We start from the raw sequence: 21,673 nt of genomic DNA, 5'->3' as shown, positions 1-21,673 counted from the left end.
CCTTTAAGAGTGTACTAACTCTTAAAGGTGCTTCTTTGTTATGGATCCTTTTTTGATTCGTTTAAAAAAGATGTTCATATGGTGTCATGTTGATTTCTTTTTGTGCCAGTTTTTTTCTTAGAAATTTATGATCTTTTTTTGGTGTAGCAATTATGTAGCCGCGGATGAGAATTTCTTCTGTTATCTTTGTTGCTTTTTCTTTTACAGCTAATTCACCAATTTTTCCGGCTATTTTTTGCCGCGCGACATCACGAAAGAGTTCTGGTACTGGGCTAACGAGATCATTTAATAACTCTTTTTCTTGCTGTCCCCATAAATGCTGTGTTTGTCTTACATAATATTCTTCCCAGTCCATATCAGATTTACCGTCCGCTTTTGGCAACCGTTTTAAAAACTTTCGGAACATAAAAAACCCGCCAATGGACATAAGGATTACTAATGTTACAACCCAAAAAAGTATAAACCACATAAACCAACCATCGAGCATGTTCTTTTCACCCTTACCGTTCTTATTCTTACCTTATTATAAGGCTTCTTAATCAATCAGACAAGCAAGTGTAGCAGAAGAGGTTAGTTTTCCCCAATTTGTGAAAACAGTGTTGCGTATTCCTTGTCGGTGATTAGTAATCGATGGTGTAGATCATATGTTCTCAATACATATTCTTTCACACCAATAAATTCAGATTCAGTAATGACGAGAAAAGGGGTACCCTTTTTAAAGTTTTGATAGTCTTTTATTAGACGTACTTTTTTCATGATTTCCCTCGCAAACGATAGTAAATAATTTACTTTCTATTATATTAGGATTTCTTGCTATTGTCGAAACATGTCTAAAAATAAATTTTTATTTTTTAGTACAAATTCTATTGCATATATTTATTATATTTTTTAGAATATACTTATATTTCAGAAAAATAGGAGGGGATCCATTGGATAATTTAGCAAAAGCGCATGACCAAAAGGAAAAGAATATTAATTATGAGGTTGTGGCAAGTAGTTCTGCTTTTAAAAATTTATTAAGTGCTAAGAAAGCCTTTTTAGTGCCAATGATTATTTTTTTCATGCTCTTTTATTTTATGCTACCGATACTGACTTCGTTTACGAATGTGCTTAATCAACCGGCAATCGGCTCTATTACTTGGACTTGGGTGTATGCGTTTGCACAATTTGTCATGACTTGGGTTTTATGCATGATTTACGTTAAAAAAGCTGCAAAATTTGATAAAGCTGCAGAAGAAATCATTGAAAGTCATAAAACACAAGGAGAACGTTAATTATGAGTGGAATTGGTCTAACTTTATTCGTATTAATCGTAGCGATGACATTAGTGGTAACTTATTGGGCAGCAAAACGCACGAATACAGCAAGTGAGTTTTATACAGCTGGCGGAGGATTAACAGGTTGGCAGAACGGCTTAGCGATTGCTGGTGATTATTTATCAGCCGCTTCCTTTTTAGGTATTGCGGGTGCGATTGCATTATTCGGGTTTGATGGTTTCTTCTATTCTATTGGATACTTAGTGGCTTATTTAGTTGTATTATATATTGTTGCTGAACCACTAAGAAATTTGGGTAAATATACAATTGCTGATATGATTAGTGCCAGGTTTAGTGAAAAGAAAGTTCGAGGAGTAGCGGCAATTAGCACGATAACGATTGTTATTTTCTATATGATTGCTCAATTAGTTGGAGCAGGTGCACTTATACAATTATTGTTAGGTATTGATTATTGGATTGCTGTTGTAATCGTAGGTGTCATGATGACAACTTATGTCTTATTCGGCGGAATGACTGCAACTAGTTGGGTTCAAATTATTAAAGCGGCTCTATTGATGATAGGAACAGTTATTATTTCATTCCTTGTTTTAAAAGAGTTTAACTTCAATATTATTGGTATGTTTGAGAAAATGAAAACGGTAACATCACACGGTGAATCGTATTTAAACCCAGGTGTGAAATATACGAACGGTGTTGACACATTGTCAATGATGGTCGCTCTGGTATTAGGTACAGCTGGACTTCCACATATTTTGATGAGATTTTTCACAGTGAAAGATGCTAAAACAGCGAGAAGTTCTGTTGTCACAGCTACTTGGATTGTAGGAATATTCTATATTTTGACAATATTCCTAGGATTTGGAGCGGCGGCGTTTGTAGGTTCACAAGATATCGTCGCAGCAAATGCAGCTGGTAATATGGCAGCACCGCTCTTAGCTGAAGCGCTTGGCGGAGACTTCCTCATGTCATTCGTTTCTGCCGTTGCGTTTGCAACAATTCTTGCCGTTGTTGCTGGGCTTGTGCTCTCAGGAGCTTCAGCCTTTGCACATGATATTTATGGGCAAATTATTAAAAAAGGTAAAGCAACTGAGAGAGAGCAAATGCTAGCAGCAAGATATGCTTCCATTGGTGTTTCTGTACTTTCGATTATTCTTGCACTATTTGCGCAAACATTAAATGTCGCCTTCTTAGTATCTTTAGCTTTCTGTGTGGCAGCAAGTGCGAACTTACCAGTTATCATTTATACAATTTACTGGAAGAAGTTCAACACAGCAGGTGCTATTTCTGGTATGGTAACCGGTCTTGTAACGGCACTTGTTTTAGTAGCTATTAGTCCAAGTGTATTAAGCCCAGAAGGTACAGCGATTCTTGTTGGTGATCCAATATTCCCGTTAACGAATCCGGCAATTGTATCAGTTCCAGCAGGGTTTTTAGCAGCATATATTGGTGCAGTTGTATCAAATAAACGAGATGAGAAGAAATATGCTGAAGTATCTGTTAAAGCGAATACAGGAGTCAAATAATATCATAATGATCAACAGGCAAAGCGGCTTTCACTAGAAAGTCGCTTTTCTTATATTATGCGAAATCATGGTGGTGAGATTTTAATGGATATGAAAAAAATAGAATTCTTATCGATGCCTGCACTTTTCTTAGATTTAGATGCTTTCGATCGAAACTGCCAGGCCATTGCACTGCATGCAAAAGGAAAAAAAATAAGAGTAGCAACAAAGTCTATTCGTTCCATTGAAGTGATAAAGCGTATCTTGGCATCAAATGAATGCTATCAAGGTATTATGACTTATACTGCTGGTGAAAGCTTAACATTAGTGAAGCAGGGTTTTAATGACATATTGCTTGGCTACCCAAGTATGGATGAAAAATTTCTATCAATCATTGCTCGTGAGCATGCGAAAGAAATCACTGTCATGGTCGATTCCTTAGCGCATGTTGATTATTTAATAAAATTAGCAAAGTCTGTTTATGGTCAGTTTTCAGTTTGTATAGATATAGATATGAGTACAAATATTTTTGGTTTCCATTTTGGTGTCCGCCGTTCTTCTTTAAGGAGCCCCTCTGAAGTCCTAGCTATAGTTGAAGCTATTAATGCGAGTGAAGTCCTTCACTGGAAGGGAATCATGGGATATGAAGCACAAATTGCTGGTGTTGGAGATAACGTTCCGCATTCATATGGAAAAAATACCATTATTCGTTTAATGAAACAAAAAGCAAAACGAGAAGTCAAACGGAAGAGGGCAGAAATCGCTATAGCTTTACAACAACGAGGGTATACACCTGCTTTAGTGAATGGTGGCGGGACTGGGAGTATCCATTATACGGCAACAGATGAACAAGTGTCGGAAATGACTGTCGGGTCAGGCTTTTATTCACCGCTTCTTTTTGATTATTATCAAGAGATCAAATACGAACCTGCCCTTTTTTTTGCAGTACCTATTGTCCGTCAAGCGAAAAAGAATATCTATACATGTCTCGGAGGAGGATACATTGCTTCCGGTGTTACTGACCGCACGAAGATGCCACTTCCTGTATATCCATATGGCATGAAGCTTTTACCAATGGAAGGTGCTGGTGAAGTGCAAACACCATTGTCTTATTCAAAGGGACGTTTATCCATAGGGAGTGCCGTTGTTTTTCGGGCTGCGAAAGCAGGAGAGGTATGTGAAAGGTTTACAGAGATTCATTGCTACTCGGAGAATCAATCTACATTTACATTAAAAACGTATAGAGGAGAAGGGATGTGTTTCCTATGAGAAAAACTTCACTCGCATCTATTCAAAACTGGGCAGGAAATGTACAATTCAATGCAGGGCAATTATTTTTTCCAGAAAGCATAGATGATGTGATAGAAGTGGTAAATAATGCAAGAAAGGAAAAGAAGAAGATTAGAGTGGTAGGATCCGGACATTCTTTCACAAACCTGATTCAAACCGATGAGTGGTTCGTTTCATTAGACCGTTTATCCGGTGTGATTTTCTTTGATGAGGACCAAGGTTTAGTAGAGGTATATGGGGGCACTAAATTATATGAAATCGGAAAATATTTAGGTGAGAAAGGTTGGGCGCAAGAAAATCTTGGTGATATAAATACGCAAAGTATTGCCGGTGCGATATCAACTGGTACACACGGGACGGGTATGAAATTTGGCAATATTTCTACACAAGTTGAAGAATTAGTGATGATAACAGCTGAAGGAGAGGAACTAATGATTTCTCGCCAAGTAAACTCACATTTGTACGATGTCTCGCTTGTTTCGTTAGGCTTGTTGGGTATTGTTGTAAAAGTGAAACTAAAAGTCATCCACGCACCGACCTATGTTTATAAAAGTAGGAAAATACTTTATAGTGATTTAAAACATCAGATTAGCTCCTATATCCATGAGAACCGCCATTTTGAATGTTTCTTGTTCCCCTATTCTAACCATGTGCAAATAAAAACAATGAATATAACAGACAAAAAGCCTCGGACAAGGAAATGGCGTAGGATTGAAAGTATGATAATGGAGAATTATATATTTGGGTTTCTATCTGTCTTATGTCGCAAATGGCCAAATCTAACTAAATCAGTTAGTCGCATAAGCGCAAGAGCCATTAGTAATAGTGAGCAATATGCGCCAAGTTATGATTTATTTGCTACTCCACGAAAAGTAAAGTTTGTTGAAATGGAGTATGCCATTCCATTAGAGGATATGGTTGCCTGTATCGATGAAATAAGGGCAAAGATAGAAGAGCAACAATATAATGTTCATTTTCCAATCGAATGTCGTGTTGTAAAAAGAGACAATAGTTGGCTAAGTCCCTCTTTTGGAAGAGATTCAGCTTATATTGCATTTCATATGTTTAAAGGTATGCCATATGAAACCTATTTTAACGATATGGAAACAATTATGAAGAAGTATGATGGGCGTCCTCATTGGGGGAAGATTCATCAAGCAAAGTTTTCAGAGTTGACTACAAAATACAGCCACTTAAGAAATTTTCTCAAATGGAGAGCAAGGCTTGATCCAGACCAATTATTTGTCAATCCGTATGTGAAACAGATGTTAAAGATTGAACAGGATAACATAGAGATGAAAGAGGTAACGATAGAAAAGCTGTAATTTATCTAATATACGATAGGAATATGATAAGATAGTATTATCGAATGAACATTCAGGAGGATTCAGTCTATCTTGTCTAGAGAAAAATTTCAAAAAGCTCAGGAATTTATTTATCAGTTTTACGAAGAAACAGGGCAAACAAAAGAACAAGCGGATAAAAGATTAAGTATTATTTCTGATGAACTGAACTCAACAGGATCATATAGACAATTACAAGAAGAATTGGCTTATGGTGCCAAACTTGCATGGCGTAATAGTAATCGTTGTATAGGGCGTTTCTTTTGGGAAACACTTCAAGTCATCGATAAGAGAGAAGCTAAAACAGAAGAGGAAGTAGCAAAGGCGCTTTTTGAGCACATAAAAGTAGCGACAAATAGTGGGAAAATTAAACCTTCTATTACAGTATTTCCAAGTAAAGAGAGTGATACAAACTTTCGTATATGGAATCACCAATTAATTAGATATGCTGGATACGACACAAAAGATGGTATATTAGGTGACAGGTCTTCTATTGAGTTTACAAAAAAGTGCATCGAGCTTGGTTGGGAGCCGACCTATAGTCGTTTTGATATATTACCGCTTGTTATTCAAAAGAACAACGAAGAACCTAAATGGTTTACAATACCAACAGAATTAATTGTTGAGGTAGAAATCGAACATCCAAATTATGCTTGGTTTAAAGAATTACAGTTAAAATGGTATGGCATTCCCATTATTTCTGATATGAAAATGGAGATAGGTGGTCTCATTTATGAAGCGGCGCCTTTTAACGGTTGGTACATGGGGACAGAAATAGGAGCTAGAAATTTTGCTGATGAAGATAGGTATAATCAATTACCTATCATTGCAGAAGGGTTAGGCTTAAATATTCGCTCGAATGCTTCACTTTGGAAAGATCGTGCATTAGTTGAATTAAATTTAGCAGTGATGCATTCTTTTCGACGAGACGGAGTGAGTATTGTAGATCATCATACGGCTGCAGAACAATTCAAACAATTTGAAGCGAAGGAAAGAATACATAAGAGGGAAGTCACTGGAGATTGGACTTGGCTTATCCCCCCTTTATCACCAGCTACTACTCATATTTTTCATAAACCTTATAAAAACATAAGTAAGTCACCTAATTATTATTATCAACATAAACCTTATTAAAAAAAGATAGATACTCTAACGCAAAACGGTTAGAATATCTATCTTTTTTATGATTGGGAAGTAGCGTTGTTAACAATAAACTGAAGTCGTAAAACGCGACCTTTATTACAAATTGAATCTGTCCGTTTTAAAGTCTCTAAAGCACTATCAATTAGAAACTTTCTTGGCTTTTTTCTTAATAGGAGTTCATCTTGAATAAATTGTATCAACAATTCTTCGTCCTTAGTTAGTGTCTCCGTTTCCAACATGAGTGCACATATATGCTTAATTTCATCTTGTTGTGTTTCAGTACCTAATAAATCATTGATCTCTGTATCGATTAAGGATGGTGAGAATAATTGAACTTCCTTTGTCGCAACTTGATTTGTCATTTCAACAATTCTCTCAACACTATATCGAACAACCTTTGTAATACTGACCGATGATTGAAATAATTCAGTATAATATTTGCTCAACTGATGAAGAATACCAAGGAAGATAATAGACATATCGAGAAGGTAGGCTCTCCGATTCTCTCCAAACAGTTCAATAAAGCGATAATAAGTCCATTTAATTGTCCGGAGCTGACCTTTTCTTATAAATGCTTTTAGTTCTAAGTCGTCTGATATGAACATTTCATCAAATAAAGAAACAAGCTGATGTTTATGATTAAACATGACTTGCTGTTCAACTTGCTGTGTGAAAATCTCAATACTTTGTGGACTTTTTCCAATAAGTAAAGCATCTCTTTCCTTTTCCATCAGCTTGTAACTATCTTTAAATATGGCCATCAGTAATTCTGCTTTTGAGGAAAAGTAATTATAGAACGTTCCTTTAGATATACCTGTATAAGATAATATATCTTGGATAGAAGTAGCTTGAAAGCCTTTTTCGATAAATAATTCATGAGCTAAATGAATGACATGTAATTTTCTGTCCTTCAAGAAATATCACCTTATTTTTAAGTTTTAAATAATTAGTATCATAACATAAAATTCTCTTAGAAAAAAATTCGCAAAGCGAAATATAATCATTGCATTCACTAATCATATCAGTTATGATAAGTCCTGCGTGAAATAGTGGTATAAACAATTGAACAATGTGTATAGGGAGGGGAAATAATGACCGCAAATCACCAAAATTCAAATAAACCACCCTATGGATTATTAGCAATCCTAATGGTGGGTGCGTTTATTGCGTTTTTAAACAACACTCTATTAAATATCGCCTTACCATCAATCATGGAAGATTTGAATGTAGATACGGCTACTGTCCAGTGGCTAACAACTGGGTATATGTTAGTAAATGGGGTCTTAATCCCTGCAACGGCGTTCTTAATACGTAAATATAGTGTCCGCATGTTGTTTTTATTTGCGATGCTTATGTTCACTTTAGGTACATTTGTAGCTGGATTTGCCGATATTTTTAGCATCTTACTTATTGGAAGAATGATGCAGGCTTCCGGTTCGGCTATTTTAATGCCTGTATTAATGAATGTGATGCTCGTTTCTTTCCCTGTTGAAAAACGTGGATCTGCGATGGGCTTATTTGGATTAATATTAATGGCAGCTCCAGCAATAGGTCCAACATTGTCAGGTTGGATTGTCGAAAATTATGATTGGCGGATGCTGTTTCATTTTATTTCTCCAATTGCAATAATCGTTTTACTATTAGGCTTTATATGGTTAAAAGATAAAAAAGAAAAGCAAGCAATTAAATTGGATTTTCTTTCATTATTATTATCTAGTATTGGGTTTGGTGGTGTTTTATATGGATTTAGCTCAGCAGGAAATGATGGATGGGGTGCTACGAACGTTTATTTAACCATCATTGTCGGTGCTATTTCTCTATTCATTTTCATTATTAGACAAAATAAGCAAAAAGAACCGATGTTAAACTTTGGTGTTTTTCAATTCCCAATGTTTACACTCTCAACGATTATTACAATGGTTGTGAATATGGCGATGTTCTCAGGGATGCTACTCATTCCTATCTATGTGCAGAATATCCGAGGTATTTCCCCATTTGATGCCGGTTTAATGATGTTGCCAGGTGCATTAGTAATGGCAGCAATGTCACCTCTAACTGGAAAGTTATTTGATAGATTCGGTGGGAAAATATTAGCAATAACTGGCTTAACCATTATGACAATCTCGACTTACTTTTTTAGTCGCCTTGAGATGGATACAGGGGCTATTCATATTATGATATTACATACAATTAGAATGTTCGGTATGTCAATGGTAATGATGCCTGTATCTACAAACGGTTTGAACCAATTACCACCACGATTCTATCCCCATGGGACGGCAATGAACAATACACTTAACCAAGTATCTGGTGCTATTGGTACAGCGTTGCTTATTACAATTATGTCTAATAAGGCAAACGCTGCAGGAGAAGATTTAGCAAATGCTACTCTACGTGAAAATGGTGGAGGAGAATTATCTCAAGAAGCAATGTTACAAATTGGGTTGCAATCTACATTAGAAGGGATTAATTTTGCCTTTTTCGTTTCAACTTTTATTTCGGTTATTGCGTTGATTCTCGTCTTCTTTATGAAACGTTCAGTACCTGCAAAAGATCCTGAAGAACAGACTGAAGCATTAGAAACCGAGCCATTAAATGAAACAGAATCGTCAAAATGATAGAAAAAAGTGACTGGAGATCCTAATCTCACAGTCATTTTTTTATGCTTGTTTTACTTGATTTTAAAGTAAGATAATTGGCATCTTTATATGAAATAATTGCGAATTTCTGACACCCGTGAAATAATAGTAACTATACATAATCGTTTTAATTAAAAGGAAGTGTTTTCTTTGAAAAAGATCTATATTATTCACGAAAATGATGAATGGACAGACCATTTGACAAGTAGATTAGATGAATTGCAAGTACCTTACGAAACATGGCACTTGCATGAAGGGATAATTGATTTAACTTCTACACCACCAGAAGGGGTGTTTTATAATCGCATGAGTGCTTCATCTCATACGAGAGGGCATCGTTTCGCTCCAGAATTAGCAGCAAGTGTGATTACTTGGCTAGAAAGTCACGGTAGAAAAGTGTTAAATGGGAGTCACGCACTTTCGTTAGAAGTCAGTAAAGTGAAACAATATGCCCTACTAGAAAAAAGCGGAATTAAAACACCAAATACAATTGGAGCAGTTGGGAAAGAAAATATTATTACTGCAGCCGAGAAATTAGGAACTACTCCTTTTATAACGAAACACAACCGAGCAGGAAAAGGTTTAGGTGTGCAGCTATTCCAAACAATTGAATCTCTAAAAACCTATGTTAGTAGCAATTCCTTTGAAGAACCTGTTGATGGAATCACTCTTATTCAGCAGTATATAAAATCGGAAGATCAGATCATTACAAGGGCAGAGTTTATTGGCGGGAAGTTTTATTATGCTGTAAAAGTTGATACTTCGGAAGGATTTGAATTATGTCCGGCAGATGCTTGTCAAATTGGCGATGCTTTTTGTCCGGTGGGAGAAGAGACACAGAAGCGCCCTAAATTCGAAATTACTGATGAAGTGGATGCTGAACAAATGGATAAATATGAGAAATTTCTTAAATATGCAGGAATTGATGTAGCAGGAATTGAATTTATTAAAGATGCTGATGGGCGTGTTTATACGTATGACATCAATACAAACACGAATTATAATGCAGACGCTGAAGGAATTGCAGGTAAATACGGCATGTTACAACTGGCAAAGTTGTTGCAGGAGCAGTTGAACTTAGCATAATTCAAATTAGCCATCATATACTAATGAAGCTAGTCCGTTTTTTAAGAACAGTTCACATCAGCATGACATATGCTAATTCTAAATGTGTAAGTGAGTAATACTGACATTTTTAGCTATTACATCTAAGGGCTGCTTAATTTTAAGCAGCTTTTGATTATGGAGGTCTTTAAGGATATTTCTTGACTTTTGCTCAAAAAAGAGTATATTTATAACTCGTGATAGCGTAAAGTTTAAAGAAAAATTTACATTGTCATAGAACGTTCATAATTATCGATTATAATCATAATATGCCTCTGGTCAATAAAAACGGGGAAGGTAGTTGGTAAGAAAAGGGTTTTTATTACCAATTACTTATAGAATTTTTTTTAAAGCATGTTATAATAATGTGCTAGAAGGTAGGTGCAATAATGGATAGTTTATCTAAAAAAGGTCAAAGTTTATTCTTCGATAAATATATTGGCTTCTTTATGTTAGCTGTATTCTTCCTTTGGATGAAAACGTATATAACACAATTAACTCAATTTAATCTCGGGGTTGACAGCCCAATACAGCAATTTCTTTTATTTTTAAATCCTTTAGGATCATCGTTAATCTTCCTTAGTTTCGCTTTATTTTTTAAAGGAAGACGAAAGTATATTGCGACATTAGTAATATACAGCATCATGTCATTCTTGTTATATGCCAATGTGGTTTATTATCGTTCATTTACGGACTTTATCACATTACCAACATTAACAATGACACAAAACTTTGCAGATGTTAGTAAAAGTGTAACGACTCTACTACGCCCATATGATTTCTTATTCTTCATAGATCTTCTATTCTTAATTGCTTTATTAGCATTTAAATTTGTTAAGATTGAGAAGAAAGATTATGGTAAGAGACGCATGGTTGCTGTATTATCTTTAGGTTTAGCAATTTCATGTGCAAACCTAGGACTGGCTGAAGCAGATCGTCCACAATTATTAACACGTGGATTTGATAGAAACTATATTGTTAAATATCTAGGTATGTACAATTATACTATTTATGATGCAGTACAAAGTACAAAAGCATCAGCTCAAAGAGTTATGGCAGATAGCAATGATACAACCGAAGTCGTGAACTTCACGCAATCTAATTATGCTGAACCCAATCCAGAAACATTCGGTATTGGGAAGGATATGAATGTGATATATCTTCATTTGGAATCCATTCAAACCTTCTTAATGAACTATGAATTGCATGGAGAAGAAGTTACACCATTCCTCAATTCATTAATTGAAGAAGAAAACACAACTTATTTTGATAACTTCTTCCATCAAACAGCTCAAGGAAAAACAGCTGATGCAGAATTTATGCTTGAAAACTCCTTATACGGGTTACCACAAGGTTCTGCTTTTACGACAAAAGGAATGAATACATTCCATGCAGCACCAGCCATTTTAAAAGAAAAAGGCTATACGTCTGCAGTATTCCACGGAAATAACGGCACATTCTGGAATAGGAATGAGATTTATAAAGGATTTGGTTATGACCGTTTTTATGATGCAAGTTACTTTGATATGAATTCAGATAACTTAACTGACTACGGATTAATGGATAAACCATTCTTTGAGCAATCAGAAGCTTATTTGGATGAATTACCACAACCTTTCTATTCGAAGTTTATTACAGTAACACATCATTACCCGTATCCATTAGATGAAGAAGAAGCGACAATTGAGAAACATACAACTGGCGATCCATCTGTGGATAATTATTTCCAAACGGCAAGATATGCGGATGAAGCGCTTGAAGAGTTCTTTAATTATCTTAAAGAATCAGGACTCTATGATAATTCAATTATCGTTATGTATGGTGACCACTATGGAATTTCAAGTAGCCATAAGAAAGCAATGGAACAAGTATTAGATACAGAGTATAGCGATTTTCTTGATACAAGTTTACAACGTGTACCGTTATTCATTCGTGTCCCAGGTATGGAAGGTGGAACGAACCATGAATACGCGGGCCAAATTGATTTAAAACCAACGTTATTACATTTACTTGGTATCGATTCGAAAGAGTATATTCACTTTGGAACTGATATTTTTTCAAAAGAACATGATGATTTAATACCGTTTAGAAATGGCGATTTTGTAAGCCCAACAATTACAGCCATCGGTGGAAAATATTATGATTCAAAAACAGGTGAACTAATAGAAGATGAAGAAGTTATTGCAAAAGGTGATGAAATGAATGAAAATGTTGAGCAAAAGCTCGCTTATTCAGACAAAGTCGTCAATGCTGATTTACTTCGATTCTATGAACCAGAGAATTTTACTCCTGTAAATCGATCGGATTATGATTATGCCGACTTTAAAAAGTTGTTTACAGATACTGAATCAAGCAACTCAAAGGATATGATTAGAGAATAAAAAGAGGAGCCATAAGTGCTCCTCTTTTTATTTTTTAACAAAAGTTCTTAAAAACTATTGAATTTTTTAAAAATTTTAATTATTATATAATATATAAACCAATGACAGTAATTACCTTACTGCAAATATGGTTTCCCTTTTTGAATGTTTGAATATGAAAATCATTGACAATGATTCACTTGATTTTTCTTGCCGAAAAACAAGCCGTGAATAGGAGTCAGTAGAGTAAACTTTTTGAAGGAAAAGTTTATTTTGCTGGCTCCATTTTATTTGTTGTAGAAATGGAGTGTATAAAAGATGGGGCTTGCATTAGAAGGGGTAAAGATTATCGACCTTTCACGGGTGTTAGCAGGACCATTCTGTACGATGATACTTGGTGATTTAGGTGCAGAAGTCATCAAAATTGAACATCATCAGAATGGAGATGAAACAAGATTTTGGGGACCTCCTTTTGTTGAAGGTGAAAGCGCTTATTATTTATGTGCAAACAGAAATAAAGAGAGTATGACATTGAACTTAAAAGCTGAAGAAGGGAAGGAAGTTTTTCGTCATTTAGTAAAAGATGCTGATATCGTAGTACAAAATTTTAAGACAGGTACATTAGATAAATTGGGACTTGGATACAAGCAGCTAAATGAATGGAACAGTAAAATCATTTTGGCTTCTATTACAGGGTTTGGTCAAACTGGACCATATAAAGATTTACCTGGGTATGATTACATCATTCAAGCAATGAGTGGTTTAATGAATATTACCGGAGAGGAAGCTGGCTCACCAATGAAAGTTGGTGTTGCCATTTCTGATGTGATTACAGGATTATATACTTGCATTGGCATATTAAGTGCATTGCATCACCGTCAGCACACTGGAGAAGGTCAGGAGATTGATATAGCATTATTAGATTGTCAAATATCTGCCTTAGTCAATGTAGCCAGTAATTATTTGGTCGGTAAAACCGAACCTAAGCGGTTAGGTAATCGCCATCCAAATATTGCCCCCTATCAAGTATTTACGGTTGCTGATGGAGAAATGGTCATTGCTGTTGGCAACGATCAACAATTTGCCCGTTTCTGTAATATTTTAGAATTAGCTGAGTTGATAAACGATAAACGTTATGCCACCAACCGTAGTCGCGTTGAAAATCGTAGTTCGCTAATACCGATTCTACAACGAGAATTATTAAAAGATTCAAAACAGAATTGGAAGCGTTTATTTGATGAACATGCAATTCCTAACGGTCCGATCCATACAATTAGCGAAACGTTTAATGATCCACAAGTTCTGGCAAGAGAGATGGTGATAGAGGGCAATCATCCTCATATCCCGTCATTGAAATTAACAGGTTCGCCATTAAAGCTGTCAAAATCTCCGGTCAAAGTAAGACATCATCCACCGCTTTATGGCGAACAGACAGCCGAAATACTACAAAGAGTTGGATATACCAGTGCTGAAATAAAAGAAATGAAAAAAAATCAAGTTATTTAGGAGGATTTATGATGATGAATTTCGAATTAACAGAAGAACAAGAAAGTGTAAAAAAATTAGTGAGACGGTTTGTTGACAATGAAATTATGCCAAATATTCAAGAATGGGATCGCAAACAACATTTTGAACCACATATTTTAAAAAGGTTGTCAGAACTTGAATTAATGGGTGTATGTATCCCTGAACAATACGGCGGGGCTGGTATGGATTATAACACACTAGCAATCGTATGTGAGGAATTAGAAAGAGGAGACACAGCTTATAGAACAGCAGTGTCTGTTCATACAGGGTTAAATAGTATGACCTTGTTACAATGGGGAACTGAAGAACAAAAGCAAAAATATTTAGTACCTCAAGCAAAAGGTATAAAAATAGGTGCATTTGGTCTTACTGAGCCGAATGCTGGTTCAGACGTAGCAGCAATGAATTCGACAGCGAAAAAAGATGGTGACTATTATATTTTAAACGGATCAAAAACATGGATTTCACTTTGCGATGTAGCTGATCACTTTCTTGTATTTGCTAAAACAGATCATGATGCAGCCCATAAAGGCATCACAGCTTTTATTGTTGAGAGAACATTTGCTGGAGTAGAAACAAAGGCTATTAAAGGTAAGTTAGGTATACGAGCGGGTAATACCGGTGAAGTGTTCTTATCTGATGTAAAAGTACCGGTGGCCAACCGTTTAGGTGAAGAAGGGGAAGGCTTCAAAATTGCCATGTCGGCATTAGATAATGGTCGATTCACAGTAGCAGCTGGTGCTGTTGGCTTAATCGCTGCCAGTTTAGAAGCAAGTGTGAAATATTGCCATGAAAGAAAAACATTTGGTAAGGAGATAGGAAAGCATCAACTTGTTCAACAAATGATTGCTAAGATGACTGCTAACCTGGAAATTTCGCGCCTACTTGTATTCAAAGCAGGGTCGCTAAAAAATGCTGGTAAGAGAAATACAAAAGAAACATCATTAGCAAAATGGATTGCTTGTGACGCTGCGTTTGAGGCGGCAAATGATGCGGTTCAAGTACATGGGGCTTATGGTTACTCAGATGAATATCCAGTAGAAAGATACTTGAGAAATTCAAAAGCACCGGTTATTTACGAAGGAACGAGAGAAATTCATACCGTCATGCAAGGTGAATATGCATTAGGCTATCGTGAAGATAAGCCACTGCGTAACCCACTGCCATCTTGGCCTTTTGAAGAAGAAGAGGTGGCAATTCAACAAAGATAAGGAGATCAACCTATCATGAATACATTTTTTCTAGCAGGACACGCAAAGCTTCCTCAAGGAATGGCGGCAAGGAACTTATATGATTCGATTACAATTACATTAGAATTGGATCAAAAGTATGGTGTAATAATTGATGCATCATGCACGTTAGCAACAGAGCATGGAAGAGAATTTATTCGCCAGTTGTTAAGAGGGTATAGTTTAAATGATGGTTTGGAACCTTTAATACAAAGAGTAAAAGGTCATTATAAAGGCAAAGCGGGTCAAGCGATATTAGCTGCTTTAAAAGATGTACACACACAATATGAGATGGTTTTATCTTGAAATAAGGAAGAGGTTGGGACGTAAGTATTCTAGCTAATGATTTATCCGAATGATTAGGAGTTCTAGCATCTAATCATTCGGTTTTTTTGTATGGTTTGAACCCTTATATGAAAAGAATAGTGAAATGGAGCGGAAGACACTCGACTCCTGCGGGAAATAGAGGGAAAGCTGAGATCCCCCAGGCAATGCCTTAGGAGCTCAGCCCCTCCCCGCGGAAAGCGAGAGTACGTGAGCGCAATGGAACGGATTTTTTTGCAAATGATGTTTTAAGATCCATTTGTTATTGTTCTTTTTTGTGGTTAGCTCATTTAGTTATGTCCTAGCCCTTTTTTCTATCATCATCTAAAAAGGAGAAGAGTGATTTGGATACTAGTCGATTTAAAATAGGAGACAGTGCAACCATTGCAAGAAAATTTACAGAAGAAGATATATTGAGTTGTCAGGAGCTAACAAAGGATTATAGCCCTGTTTACCAAGTGCAAAATGAGAAATGGGATGAACCTTTTGATCAACCGATTGTACCGGCGTTATTAGTTGAAGGACTAATACATCAAGTAGTCAGTGAGAAATTACCAGGTTGTCCCTGTGTGCTCCTGCAAAAAGAGCTGCTATTTTATGACCCTGTTTACCGTGATGAAAAAATTACAGTTAAGTTAGATTTACTTGACTGTCATAGTGAACGTCATTGGTTAACGATGAAGGTATCTTGCTTAAACGAAAATAATCATGAAGTCATTAGAGGTCAGCTCGTGGTACAATTACTCGGGCGTAAAGGTTGAATAAGATGAAAGAGATAACATTGATGGATCAATCTCATCAAAATCCTATATTGATCGTGAATGAGCATGGACGAATAATTACTGCTAATACTGTATTTACCCAACGGTTTGCGATGACAGCAGAGGAATTGAAAGAGCAATTGATTGAAGTCAGTAATTTTCCTTATCTGATTGGCAAGCTCCAGTGTCTTACAATCTTATCGGTTCTCTGTATTGTCAAAGTTAATAAGGAAAATGAGCATTATCGTTTAACTATATTATTAAAAGCAGGTGAAATTTCTCTTCCTGTTTTAAAACAGTTTCTTTCTTTATTACAAGAAAAAAAGAAATATACACGTGCTAATCATGCAGCTAATTATGAATTTGCGCATATTATTGGTGAAAGTCAAAAGTTATTAGAAGTGAAAGAGTTAGCTGCCCGTATTGCTGTTAGTTCATCCACAGTTTTAATTACTGGTGAAAGTGGGACTGGTAAGGAATTATTCGCTCAAGCGATTCATCATGCCAGTCCAAGGCGAAGAGGTCCTTTTATTGCTGTTAATTGTGCGGCCATTCCACCAGAATTATTTGAATCTGAAGTATTTGGTTATGAAGAAGGCGCATTTAGTGGAGCAAAAAAAACAGGCAAGCCGGGAAAAATTGAGCTAGCACAAAATGGTACCTTGTTCCTTGATGAAATTTCCGAATTGCCTAAAGCCGCTCAAGGTAAGCTATTAAGGGTGTTGCAAGAGAGGGAAGTTGAGAGGCTTGGTTCCATAGGAAAGAAGCGGGTGGATATTCGGATTATAGCCGCTACGAATAGAGATTTATTTGAGCTAGTTTCAGCGGGGGAATTTAGACAAGATCTATACTATCGTTTATTCGTATTTGATTTACCTATCCCACCTTTAAGAGAAAGAAAAGAAGATATAATCCCGCTTGTTGACTATTTTTTAGATAAATATAATCAACAACTAAATAAAAACGTAAATCATATTCATCCTCATTTACTCAAATGGTTAATGAACCATGAATGGCCTGGTAATATAAGAGAATTAAAAGCTGTTGTAGAAAGAGGGGTAACACTTTCTACCGGAGAAGAGTTAGGTGACAATGCAGTGGTGAAAAGAGTAGCGACTCAAACTAGTCATACCGAGTGTTTACCAAGCATTCAACCTTCAAAAACCTTAGAAGAAATCGTAAAAGATACAGAAAGAAAGGCTATTGTTGAGGCTTTGGAGGAAACGGGTGGAGATAAAACAATGGCTGCTGTAAAATTAAATATTCATTTAGCTAGTTTATATAGAAAAATAGCTAAATATCAAATCAAAACATAAAAATTAGAAAACGTGAACAGATTTTGGCAGGTAGCCAATTTGTTTGCGTTTTTTGTTTGATCAATTATTGGATAAGGACTCACTTTTGCAAACGTAATTTGCAAAAGTGAGAATAATTCGCAATATTGAGAAAAATAAAACGACAAAACCGCTACAAACAAATAAAATAATTTGGCATGGTTCTTGCTTTATATTCACAGAGAGGAGGATGGATAATGTTACAATTTTCATTTACTGAAGAGCAAGAGGATTTTCGAAAAATTTTAAAACAATATTCTAAGGAGGTATTATTACCTCAATATACAAAATGGGACAGAGAGAATAAGACACCGAGACATTTATGGGAGGAGCTAGGGGGGTTAGGTGTAACAGGTTTACGTATTCCAGAAAAATATGGTGGCAGCGAGGCAGATTGTATCACGACAGGTATTGCTGCTGAGGAGATTGGCAAAGGTGAATTTAATTTGACTTATTCGGTAATGTTAAATGCATTAATAGGAGAAATTCTCTCCATTCATGCAAATAATGCCATAAAATCAGAGTGGCTGCCGAAAATTGCACAGGGAAAATCGATTGTTGGCATTGCAATTACTGAACCGCAAGCAGGTACCGATGCAGGTGGAATACAATCAACAGCTATTAGCAAAGGGAATTACTTCATTCTAAATGGTGAGAAATCGGGTATCAGTGTGGCAACCGTTGCTGATGCATTTATTCTTTTTGCTAAAACCGACCCAACTGCTGGAAATAAAGGAATATCCGCTTTTCTTGTACCTAGTGATCTACCAGGAGTAGAGTGCAAAGGTTACGAAGATATGGGAAATATCCCAATAGGTAGAGGCTCCGTTTATTTAACTGATGTGATGATTCCTGAGCAGTATTTGATAGGTAATCTAAATGAAGGCTTCTCTCAAGTGATGAATGGCTTTGATTTAAGTCGGTTATTAATAGGACTCCAATGTATAGGTGCAGCCGTACAAAGTTTGGATGAAACAATCGAACATGTGAAAACAAGACATTCTTTTGGCAGACCGTTAGCTGTGAATCAAGCAGTCTCTTTTCCGATAGTAAATCACTATACGCAACTGGAGCTCGTTAAATGGCAAGCTTATCGAGGACTGTGGTTGCGTGATGAAGGTTTACCACATACGAAAGAGGCAGCATCTGTTAAGTGGCTTGCACCGAAATATAGTAGTGAAGCGATTCATGAATGTCTCCTTTTAAATGGGCATTATGCTTATACAAAAGAAATGCCATTTGAACAAAGATTAAGAGATGTTATTGGATTAGAAATTGGTGATGGAACAGCGCAAGCAAACCAAATGGTCATTGCCAAACATCTTATAGGAAAAGAATTTCGATCTTATCAAAAAATATAAATACAAATTAGAAGAAAAGGAGAATCACTGATGGAATTAATAGATACTATACTGGAAAAGAAAAATGGCGTAGCGAAAATAACTATTAACCGACCAGAGGTTTATAATGCCTTTCGAGCACAAACGATTAAAGAATTAATTTGGTGTTTTCGTGAAGCTTGGGATGATAACACAATTGGTGCTGTTATTTTAACAGGCACAGGAGAAAAAGCGTTTTGCACAGGTGGCGATCAAAAACAAAAAGATGGAGAAAGTGGCTATGATGGTAAAGGTGGTCTAGGGAATGGGATTGGCCTTGAGATAGAGAATCTCCATCAAACGATAAGAAACATCCCTAAGCCAGTTATTGCAGCTGTTAATGGCTATGCAATCGGTGGAGGGCACGTATTACACGTTGTATGTGACTTAACAATTGCTGCTGATACCGCAAAGTTTGGGCAATCAGGGCCTAAGGTTGGTAGCTTTGATGCAGGATACGGATCAGCATATTTAGCGAGAATCGTTGGTGAGAAGAAAGCGCGAGAAATTTGGTACTTATGTGAGCAATATAGCGCTGATGAATGTAAGGAAATGGGCTTAGTGAATAAAGTTGTTCCATTACATGAATTACAGCAAGCGGCAGAAGACTGGGCACAAAAAATTCTACAAAAAAGTCCAACAGCTATTAAAATGTTGAAACTGTCTTTCAATGCAGATAGTGCAAATATTCAAGGGATTACGCAATTGTCAATGGCCAATTTAGCATTATTCTATCAATCAAGTGAATCAGCGGAAGGAAAAAATGCTTTCATAGAGAAACGTCCAGTAGACTTTTCGACATTTAGAAGTTAAATGAAAGATGAAGGAGTGTTTGTTGTGGAACGATTAGGTGAATTAACATCGTATTCTTCACAATGGCTCAATAAAACGATTATTGATTACTTAGATGAAGCAATCACACGTACACCAAATAAAACAGCGATTATCGATAGTAAAAGTCGATACACATACAAAATGTTAGGCTCAGTAGTCGATCGCGTCGCACTTGGTTTATTGGACTTAGGTATAAAAAAAGGCGATGTCATTTCTATTCAGCTTCCGAATTGGAATGAGTTTGTGATTCTGCATTATGCTGCTTCAAAAATTGGGGCGATTACTAACCCGCTTGTCCCTATTTATCGAGAAAGAGAACTTACTTATATGATTAAAGAAGTAGGGGCTAAATTGTTAGTTATTCCGGATTGTTTTAGAGGCCATGATTATATTGAAATGGTAGAGAAATGTCTAAAAGAATGGCCGGAACTTGAGAATGTTGTAGTTGTAGGAAATTCGTTACCAATTCCGGAAGAAATGAAATCGTTTGCATCACTAGTCACTTCTATAGACTCACAGGAAAAACGCAGAAATGAGCTATTAAATATAGAAATAGATCCTAATGAAGTGACTGAGATCATTTTTACATCAGGTACAACTGGTCTTCCTAAAGGTGTCATGCATACTCATAATACTTTATGTATTACTTCTCATTATTGGATTGATCATTTGCAATTAACGAATGAAGATGTGTTATTTATGGCATCAACCTTCGCCCATCAAACGGGGTTTGCTTACGGTGTTAGGTTACCAACACAATATGGTGGTACAGCAATCTACCAAGATACTTGGAACCCAGATGCATTCTTAAAGCTGATAGAAACAGAGAATGTGACTTTTACGGCAGGAGCTACACCTTTTCTAAAAGACACGATCGCTGCTGCTAAAAAAAGAACGGCAGATATTAGTAGTTTGAAGTATTTTATTGCTTTAGGGGCACCCATTCCTAGAAACTTAGTCAAGCAAGCAGAAAAGGTTGTATCATTCAAAATATTGGCAGGATGGGGGCAAACAGAAAATGGGTTAGTTACCTTAACAAAGAGAAATGATTCTATTCAAAAATTGACGGAAACAGATGGCGTTGCTTTCACTGGAATGGAAGTAAAGGTTGTCAATCAACAATTGGAGACTTGCCAGGCGGGAGAAGAAGGTAATATTTATTGCCGTGGTCCTGCTTTATTTCGCGGTTATTATAAACAAATAGAGAAAACACAGTCTGAATTCGATCAAGATTGGTTTATTACTGGTGATAGAGGTGTGATGGATGAAGATGGTTATTTAAGAATTACTGGCAGAAACAAAGATATTATTATTCGTGGTGGGGAGAATATCCCTGTATCTTATATTGAAAATGTCCTATATGAGTATGAGTTGATCAATGATGTGCAAGTTGTGGCAATGCCGGACGAACGATTGCAAGAAAAAGCATGCGCATTTATTCAATTGAAACAAAGGGATACTACGTTTACCTTATCAATGTTACAACAATTTTTACTAAAAAAAGGGGTAGCTAAACAATATTGGCCAGAACATTTTGTCCTTCTAGATGAATTTCCACGAACCGCAAGTGGGAAAATCCAGAAGTTTAAATTAAGAGAATCGTTATTAAAGAATTGAATGTACTTTA

General features: G+C 36.2%; 19 protein-coding genes. 16 read left to right on the top strand and 3 right to left on the bottom strand.

The features are described from left to right. Nucleotides 1-61: 61 nt before the first annotated feature. A complete protein-coding gene (locus H9655_RS06215; RefSeq protein ID WP_191812036.1) occupies nt 62-487 on the bottom strand; it encodes a DUF2621 domain-containing protein in 426 nt (141 codons plus the stop codon). Nucleotides 488-570: 83 nt separating this feature from the next. After that, nucleotides 571-756, bottom strand: coding sequence for a hypothetical protein (locus H9655_RS06210; RefSeq protein ID WP_191812034.1), 186 nt, complete (start codon nt 754-756; stop codon nt 571-573). A 173-nt stretch (nt 757-929) separates the two neighbouring features. On the opposite strand from H9655_RS06210, the gene H9655_RS06205 reads away from it, so the two are divergent. The 5 genes from H9655_RS06205 to H9655_RS06185 all read left to right on the top strand — a co-directional run bounded on the left by H9655_RS06205 (nt 930) and on the right by H9655_RS06185 (nt 6,546). Continuing rightward, nucleotides 930-1,274: a DUF485 domain-containing protein gene (locus tag H9655_RS06205; protein ID WP_191812032.1), complete on the top strand. Its 345-nt coding sequence runs from the start codon at nt 930-932 to the stop codon at nt 1,272-1,274. Between the two features lie 2 nt (nt 1,275-1,276). Beyond that, a complete protein-coding gene (locus H9655_RS06200) occupies nt 1,277-2,800 on the top strand; it encodes a solute symporter family protein (protein WP_191812030.1) in 1,524 nt (507 codons plus the stop codon). A 57-nt stretch (nt 2,801-2,857) separates the two neighbouring features. After that, nucleotides 2,858-4,048 (top strand): alanine racemase, encoded by a 1,191-nt coding sequence (locus tag H9655_RS06195; RefSeq protein ID WP_225230468.1) that lies wholly within the window; start codon nt 2,858-2,860, stop codon nt 4,046-4,048. After that, nucleotides 4,045-5,394 (top strand): D-arabinono-1,4-lactone oxidase, encoded by a 1,350-nt coding sequence (locus H9655_RS06190; protein WP_191812026.1) that lies wholly within the window; start codon nt 4,045-4,047, stop codon nt 5,392-5,394. The genes H9655_RS06195 and H9655_RS06190 overlap by 4 nt, the downstream gene beginning before the upstream one ends. Nucleotides 5,395-5,466: 72 nt before the next feature. Further along, a complete protein-coding gene (locus H9655_RS06185) occupies nt 5,467-6,546 on the top strand; it encodes a nitric oxide synthase oxygenase (RefSeq protein ID WP_191812024.1) in 1,080 nt (359 codons plus the stop codon). Between the two features lie 47 nt (nt 6,547-6,593). Here H9655_RS06185 and H9655_RS06180 read toward each other — a convergent pair whose 3' ends face one another. After that, nucleotides 6,594-7,469, bottom strand: coding sequence for a TetR/AcrR family transcriptional regulator (locus H9655_RS06180; protein WP_191812022.1), 876 nt, complete (start codon nt 7,467-7,469; stop codon nt 6,594-6,596). A 177-nt stretch (nt 7,470-7,646) separates the two neighbouring features. Here H9655_RS06180 and H9655_RS06175 point away from each other — a divergent pair, with 177 nt between their 5' ends. The 11 genes from H9655_RS06175 (at nt 7,647) to H9655_RS06125 (ending at nt 21,663) form a co-directional block, all read left to right on the top strand. Next, a complete protein-coding gene (locus tag H9655_RS06175; protein ID WP_191812020.1) occupies nt 7,647-9,173 on the top strand; it encodes an MDR family MFS transporter in 1,527 nt (508 codons plus the stop codon). Nucleotides 9,174-9,344: 171 nt separating this feature from the next. Then, complete coding sequence (locus H9655_RS06170; RefSeq protein ID WP_191812018.1) at nt 9,345-10,280, top strand: ATP-grasp domain-containing protein; 936 nt, start codon at nt 9,345-9,347, stop codon at nt 10,278-10,280. 407 nt (nt 10,281-10,687) lie between these two features. Continuing rightward, nucleotides 10,688-12,679, top strand: a complete 1,992-nt coding sequence (locus tag H9655_RS06165) for an LTA synthase family protein (RefSeq protein WP_191812016.1) — start codon at nt 10,688-10,690, stop codon at nt 12,677-12,679. Between the two features lie 297 nt (nt 12,680-12,976). Further along, nucleotides 12,977-14,164: a CaiB/BaiF CoA transferase family protein gene (locus H9655_RS06160; RefSeq protein WP_191812014.1), complete on the top strand. Its 1,188-nt coding sequence runs from the start codon at nt 12,977-12,979 to the stop codon at nt 14,162-14,164. Nucleotides 14,165-14,178: 14 nt separating this feature from the next. After that, complete coding sequence (locus tag H9655_RS06155) at nt 14,179-15,396, top strand: acyl-CoA dehydrogenase family protein (protein ID WP_191812672.1); 1,218 nt, start codon at nt 14,179-14,181, stop codon at nt 15,394-15,396. A gap of 15 nt (nt 15,397-15,411) precedes the next feature. Further along, nucleotides 15,412-15,720: a DUF3870 domain-containing protein gene (locus H9655_RS06150; protein ID WP_191812012.1), complete on the top strand. Its 309-nt coding sequence runs from the start codon at nt 15,412-15,414 to the stop codon at nt 15,718-15,720. A gap of 362 nt (nt 15,721-16,082) precedes the next feature. After that, on the top strand, nt 16,083-16,499 hold the full coding sequence (locus tag H9655_RS06145; protein ID WP_191812010.1) for a hotdog family protein: 417 nt from the start codon (nt 16,083-16,085) through the stop codon (nt 16,497-16,499). Between the two features lie 5 nt (nt 16,500-16,504). Further along, on the top strand, nt 16,505-17,815 hold the full coding sequence (locus tag H9655_RS06140; protein ID WP_191812008.1) for a sigma-54 interaction domain-containing protein: 1,311 nt from the start codon (nt 16,505-16,507) through the stop codon (nt 17,813-17,815). A 215-nt stretch (nt 17,816-18,030) separates the two neighbouring features. Then, entirely contained in the window at nt 18,031-19,194 is a 1,164-nt protein-coding gene (locus H9655_RS06135) for an acyl-CoA dehydrogenase family protein (RefSeq protein WP_191812006.1), read from the top strand. A 30-nt stretch (nt 19,195-19,224) separates the two neighbouring features. Then, nucleotides 19,225-20,025 carry a 1,4-dihydroxy-2-naphthoyl-CoA synthase gene (menB, locus tag H9655_RS06130; protein ID WP_191812004.1) on the top strand — a complete coding sequence of 267 codons (801 nt, stop codon included), beginning with the start codon at nt 19,225-19,227 and terminating at the stop codon, nt 20,023-20,025. 24 nt (nt 20,026-20,049) lie between these two features. Beyond that, complete coding sequence (locus tag H9655_RS06125; RefSeq protein WP_318245449.1) at nt 20,050-21,663, top strand: AMP-binding protein; 1,614 nt, start codon at nt 20,050-20,052, stop codon at nt 21,661-21,663. The last annotated feature ends 10 nt before the right edge of the window (nt 21,664-21,673 follow it).

It is taken from the genome of Cytobacillus stercorigallinarum (assembly GCF_014836495.1).
GTDB lineage: Bacteria > Bacillota > Bacilli > Bacillales > Cytobacillaceae > Cytobacillus > Cytobacillus stercorigallinarum.
The sequence above is the reverse complement of the archived record's forward strand: the minus strand, read 5'-3'. Positions and strand labels throughout refer to the sequence as shown.